The organism is Acidimicrobiales bacterium, assembly GCA_036273495.1.
Lineage (GTDB): Bacteria > Actinomycetota > Acidimicrobiia > Acidimicrobiales > JAJPHE01 > DASSEU01.
This window is the reverse complement of sequence record DASUHN010000031.1, coordinates 1-5906: the sequence shown is the minus strand read 5'-3', so window position 1 is coordinate 5906 and position 5906 is coordinate 1. Positions and strand designations below refer to the sequence as shown.

General features: G+C 72.7%; 6 protein-coding genes. All 6 read right to left on the bottom strand.

What is annotated here, in order from left to right:
- Window positions 1-85 precede the first annotated feature (85 nt).
- Complete coding sequence (locus tag VFW24_01385; GenBank protein HEX5265403.1) at window positions 86-1117, bottom strand: transglycosylase SLT domain-containing protein; 1032 nt, start codon at window positions 1115-1117, stop codon at window positions 86-88.
- Entirely contained in the window at window positions 1107-1541 is a 435-nt protein-coding gene (locus tag VFW24_01380) for a flagellar FliJ family protein (protein ID HEX5265402.1), read from the bottom strand. The genes VFW24_01385 and VFW24_01380 overlap by 11 nt, the downstream gene beginning before the upstream one ends.
- The gene (locus tag VFW24_01375; GenBank protein ID HEX5265401.1) at window positions 1538-2842 is read right to left on the bottom strand and encodes a FliI/YscN family ATPase; all 1305 of its coding nucleotides are present in this window, start codon (window positions 2840-2842) and stop codon (window positions 1538-1540) included. Before VFW24_01375 ends, VFW24_01380 begins: the two co-directional genes overlap by 4 nt.
- The gene (locus VFW24_01370; GenBank protein ID HEX5265400.1) at window positions 2839-3534 is read right to left on the bottom strand and encodes a FliH/SctL family protein; all 696 of its coding nucleotides are present in this window, start codon (window positions 3532-3534) and stop codon (window positions 2839-2841) included. Before VFW24_01370 ends, VFW24_01375 begins: the two co-directional genes overlap by 4 nt.
- Window positions 3518-4525: a flagellar motor switch protein FliG gene (gene fliG / locus VFW24_01365; GenBank protein HEX5265399.1), complete on the bottom strand. Its 1008-nt coding sequence runs from the start codon at window positions 4523-4525 to the stop codon at window positions 3518-3520. The genes VFW24_01370 and fliG overlap by 17 nt, the downstream gene beginning before the upstream one ends.
- Window positions 4522-5906: flagellar basal-body MS-ring/collar protein FliF (gene fliF, locus VFW24_01360; protein HEX5265398.1), on the bottom strand; the 1385-nt coding region annotated here is incomplete at its 5' end. The genes fliF and fliG, both read right to left, overlap by 4 nt.

Below are 5906 nucleotides of genomic sequence, written 5' to 3'. Positions count from 1 at the left end.
CCCCCAGGCCCGTCGGCCGAGGCGGGCGCGCCGTCCAGGGCGTCGGCGGGGGACGACGGTGAGGGGATCGAAGGCAGCGATGCGATCACGCCACTCCTCCTTGGGCCAGGCTCATGACCCGCTGCACGTAGGTCTGGGTCTCGGGGAACGGCGGGATTCCGCCGTAGGTCTGGACTGCGCCGCTCCCGGCGTTGTACGCCGCCACTGCAAGGGGCACCGAACCGAACCGGGCCAGGTTCTGCGAGAGCAGCCGGGCGGCGCCGTCGATGGCCTGGGCGGGGTCGTGGGGGTCGACGCCAAGGGACGCCGCCGTGGAGGGCATGAGCTGCATCAGGCCTTGGGCGCCTGCCGGGCTCACCGCATTCGGGTTGAAGCCCGATTCGACCTTGCCGACGGCTGCCAGCAGTTGTGGTGAGAGGCCGTAGCGCGCCGCCGAGGCGAGGAACAGCGGGGCAAGGGTCGGCGGCACCGATCCCAGGGCGGCCCCTCCACTCCCGCCGGCCAGGCCGGGAAGGGCGGCCACCGCGGCCGGGTTGCCGGCGTACGGCGTGGTCCCCACGATGCGGCGGATCGAGGTCGGTGTCCCGACTCCCTCGATCCGCACCGAGGTGCCGGTGTGCGGGGCGTCGATCATGTGGCCGTTGCCCACGTAGATCCCGACGTGCTCGGCGGGCGAGCCGTAGAACACCAGGTCTCCGGGCTGGGCCTGGGCAACCGAGCCGACCGGTGTCCCCACCTGCTGCTGCTCCTGGCTGGTGCGAGGCAGCTGGACGCCGAGCTGGCCGTACGCCAGCTGGACCAGCCCCGAGCAGTCCAGGCCGGTAGAGGGGTCGGTGCCCCCCCACTGGTAGGGAACGCCGAGGTACTGCTCGGCCTGGGCCACGACCTGGTCGCCGGTGGCCCCGCCCGTCGCAGGGAGGTCCGAGGTGAGCGAGGCTTCGCCCAGCTGGTCCGACGGCAGGGCCCCGGCGCCCTGGACCGAGTCCAGGACCGAGGCGAACGAGCCGGCCCCTTGGCCCGGGGGCACGGTGGTCTGCACCAGCGGCGTGGTCAGGGACTGGATGCGCTGGATCTGGGCGCGCACGCCGTCCAGGACCGGGAGGGTGTCAGTGGACACGGGCGTCCTCCCGGGACCGGGCACCGACGTCGTCGAGGAAACGGGTCTCGGCCCGCTCGGCCTCCAGGCGGTGCTCCTCGCGCCGGCGCTGGTCCAGGCGCTCGAGGACCTTCACCCTGCTGGCCGCCTCCATCCACTGCTCCCGGGCCCGCACGACCTCGCGCGCCGCCTCGTCCAGCGCCCCCTGTCGGGCCCTCAGGACGGCGGCGGCCAGTTCCGCCCGCTGCCGGTTGCGGCGCAGGTCGGCGGTGCTGCTCGGACCGAGCTCGGCGGGAAGGCCCCGGTAGTGGGCCAGGGCCCGATCGCGCACGGCGCAGGCCTGGGCCACGGCCTGGTTGGCGGCCAGCAGCCCGGCACGTGCCGCGTCCTCCTCCAGGCGGCGCACCCGTAGCACGGTCTCGAGACGGAACCGGTAGCGCTTCACCGGATCCCCACCAGTGCGCCCAGCCGGGCCCACGAGTCCTCGACGTCCGCCACCTCGGAGAGGTCCTGGCGCAGGAAGGCGTCGATGAAGTCCTTGAGCTCGAGAGCCCGGTCAACGTCGGCGTTGGTGCCGCGCACGTAGGCGCCGATCTCGACGAGGTCGCGCGCCTCCTGGTAGGCGGCCATCAGGCGGCGCAGCTCGGTGGCCGCCGCCCGGCGCTGGGGAGTGGTGATGGCCGGCGTCACCCGGGAGATCGAGTCGAGCACGTCCACGCTCGGGAAGTGCCCGGCGGTGGCCAGCTTGCGGGACAGGACCAGGTGGCCGTCGAGGATCGAACGGGCCGCGTCGGCAATGGGCTCGTTCATGTCGTCGCCCTCGACGAGGACCGAGTAGAGGCCGGTGATGCTGCCGCGCTCGGCCGCCCCCGCCCGCTCCAGCAGCTTCGGCAACAGGGCAAAGACCGACGGCGGGTAGCCCCGCGTGGCGGGCGGCTCCCCCGCTGACAGCCCCACCTCGCGCTGGGCCATGGCAAAGCGGGTGAGACTGTCCATCATCAGCACCACGTCGGCCCCACCGTCGCGGAACCACTCGGCGATGCGCGTCGCAGTGAAGGCGGCCCGGATGCGCACCAACGCCGGGGCGTCGGCGGTCGCCACGATGACCACCGAGCGGGCCAGGCCCTCGGGCCCGAGGTCGCGCTGGATGAACTCGCTCACCTCTCGGCCCCGCTCCCCGATCAGGGCCACGACCGAGACGTCGGCCCGCGTGCCCCGGGCGATCATCGAGAGGATGCTGGACTTGCCGACGCCGGACCCCGCGAAGATGCCCAGGCGCTGCCCCCGCCCGCACGAAACCATCGTGTCGAGAACCCGGACACCGAGGCCGAGCTGGCGGTCCACCATCTCCCGGCGGAGGGGGTGGGGCGGTTCCCCGTCCACCGCGACCTCCTCCAGGCCGTGCAGGGCCGGGCCTCCGTCAACCGGCCGCCCGAGCCCGTCCACGATCCGACCGAGGAGCGCCGGTCCAACCTGCACGGTCATCGGGCGTTCCAGGGCCTCGGCCGGAGTGCCGAAGCGCACGCCCTTCAGGTCCCCGAACGGCATGCACGCCAGACCGGTCTCGCGCAGGGCAACCACCTCGGTGTCCAGGACCCGGTCGGGCAGGTAGATCCGCACCACGTCCCCCACCGCCGCCTCGAGGCCGCTGACCTCCACATTCAGCCCCACCAGTCGGCTCACCCGGCCCATGGGGCGGGGCGCAGCCACGGCGTGGGCACGCGCCGCCAGTGCCGTCAGGCTCACGCTCCCACCTGCCCGTCACAGAGGACCCGGCGGACCCGCTCCAGGGCCGTGCTGACCTGGGTGTCGATGCGGCAGGCCCCGGCGTCGGCGACGCAGCCTCCCCGCTCGATGTCGGGATCGGGGACGATCACCACCCGCCGGCTGTCGTCCGACGGATCGTCGAGGCACGCGGCGTCGTCGGGGTGCATCCGCACGACCACGTCGACCTCGCCCGGCAGCAGGGCCAGGGCCCGGGCCACCGCCTCCTGCCCCGGGGCCGCGGCCAGCTGCAGCTCCCGCTGCAGAACCGCCTCCGCCACGCTGAACGCCAACGCCGCCACCTCGTCCTCGGCCACCGTCATCGACTCGGCGCGCTGGGCATCGAGCAGGACCGCGGCTTGGCGCAGGGCCGCCAGCGCGGCCTCGAGCTGCTCGCGGACCGCGCCGAGCGACCGCTCGGTGTCGTGCCTGCCGGCCTCGTAGCCGTCCCGGAAGGACTCCTCCCGGGCCACCTCGACCTCGCGCCCGGAGCGCCGCTCGCGGCCGTCCCAGGGCTCCGCCACGGACTGGCGCCGTCGATCACGGCCGTCCCACGACGCCGGGATGGGGGGCGGGGCCGGCGTCTGCTCCTCGGGCGCGACGGCCAGGGTGTAGGGCTCGACGTCGACGCCCTTCAGCACCTTGGCCCGCGAGGTCTTAGAGGACGACCTCATCCTTGCTCCTCTCGAGCGAGATCTCGCCTGTGATCTCGAGTTCCCGGATGATGCGGACGATCCCCGACTGGGAGGCCTCGACGGTCGAGAGCTTGGTGGGGCCGAGGGCGGCGATCTCCTCGTCGAGATCGGCTCCGGCCCGCTGGGAGACGTTGGCCAGGATCTTCTCCCGGACCTCGGTCGACGCGCCCTTGAGAGCGGTGGCCAGCTCCTTGGCCTCCACCTCCCGCAGCACCCGCTGCAGGTCGCGGTCCTCCAGTGTGATGATGTCCTCGAAGACGAACAGCTTGCTCCGCACCGCCTCGGCCAACGGAGCGTCGCGCTCCTCGAGCCCGGTGAGGATCCGCCGCTCGGCGGCGGGGTCGGCGTGGTTGAGGATGGCGACCAGCGAGTCGATGCCGCCCGGGCGCAGCGAGATCCCGGTGTCGACCGGGGCGGCGAGGCGCCGCTGCAGGATGGCGGCGATCTTGCCCACGGCATCCGGCGAGACCCATTCCATCGTCGCCAGCCGCCGAGCGACCTCGGGCCGGAGCTCCTCGGAGAGCGCATCGAGGATCGGCGCCGCCCGTTCGGCGGGCAGGTGGGCCAGGACCACGGCCACGGTCTGGGCGTGCTCACCCTCCAGGAACGTTGCCGCCTGATGAGGGTCGACCTTCTCGAGGAACGAGAGCGGGCCGCGCGAGGTGTGGCCGCCGGCGATCTGCTCCATGAGCACGTCGGCCTGACGCGCCCCGAGGCGGGCCATCAGCAGCTCTCGCGCCATGTTGGGGCCGCCCTGGGCCACGCTCGTGACGATCGAGACATGGCGGACGAGCTCCCCGACGATCTCGCGCACCGTGTCGGGATCGAGCGGCGGGAGCTCGGCCACCTCGACCATGAGGTCGATCACCTCGGACTCGCTCATGGTCGAAAGGACGCGGGCGGCGCGGTCCACACCCAGCTGCACGAGCACGACCGCGGCCTTCTGACGCCCGGTCAGGGTCGTGGTCACCCGTCACTCCCGACCTTGTCGGACATCCATCCCCGCAGGAGACGGGCCACCTGATCGGGCTGCTGCTCGATGAAGTCCTCCACCCGCACCGGGGCGGCACCACCCAGAGGCTCGGTCAGCTCGCCGGCCGACGCCGGGCCCACCTGGCCCAGTCCGGGCGTACCGGCGCCCGAGAGCGTCCCCCCACCGGGGGAGGCACCGGCCTCGATGGCCAGGGCGGGACGGACGCTTACGGGGTAGGAGCGGGGCCGGCGCATCATCTTGGCCACCAGGGCCAGGGCAACCAGGACGATGAGCACCGGAGCCACGCTCTTGATCAGGTTCATCATCTCGGCGCTGCGCTTGGCTGAAGCGGCGGCGGCGGCGGCGGCCTTGGCCTGGTTGGCGGCGGCGTTGGAGAACGGCATCCGGACCAGCGACAACGTGTCCCCGCGGGCGGGCTGGAGCCCCGCCGCCGCCGAAACCAGCTGGCGCAGCGAGGCGTCGTTGACCCCCTTCACCCCTGAGTCGACCATCACGGCAACCGAGAGCCGCTGCACGGTCCCGGGCGCCTGGGTCACCGTCTGATCGACCTCACCCGTCGCGAACGAGGAGTCCGACGTCTGCTTGGTGTAGGTCGAGTTGGGGCTCGACGCCGAGGCGGCCGGCAGCGACCCGACCACCCCGGTCGCCGCTGCGGACGAGCCGTTGAAGTTCTCGTTGTCGGTCGAGGTCGAGGTGGGTGTGCTCACCGGCGCGCCGTTGGGGCCGACCTGAAGGGCCTTCGACGTGGTCGAGACCTCGTTGAAGTTGAGATCGGCGTTGACCCGCACGTCGGCCTTGCCGGCGCCGACCACCTTGGCCAGCATGGTGTTGATGCTGGCGGCCAGGGCCGAGTCGTAGGCCGTGGTCTGGCTGTCCTGGCCGCCGCCGGCGGTCACGCCGGGTCCGGCCAGCATGTCCCCGGTCCCATCCACGACCGTCACGTCTTTGGGGTCGAGGTTGGCGACCGCCGAGGCCACGAGGTGGACGATGGCCTGGACCTGGTTGTCCTTGAGCACCGCACCGGGGGCCATGTCCACGAGCACCGAGGCGCTGGCCGACTGGTTGTTGGACACGGCAAAGACGTCGTTGGGAGGCATCACCAGGTTCACCTGAGCGCCGGTGACACCCTGGATCGACTGGATCGTGTTCTCGAGCTCCCCCTGGATGGCCCGCTGGTAGTCGGCCTGCTGGGTCAGCTGCGAGGTCGTCAGCCCCTCCTTGTCGAGCAGCGACAGGCCCACGGTCCCGGAGCTGGGCAGCCCGGCCTGGGCCAGCGACACCCGCTCCTGGTACACCTGGTTGGCGGGGACGAGCACGGTCGCCCCGCCGTCGGCCAGCTGGTACGAGACCTTCGAGG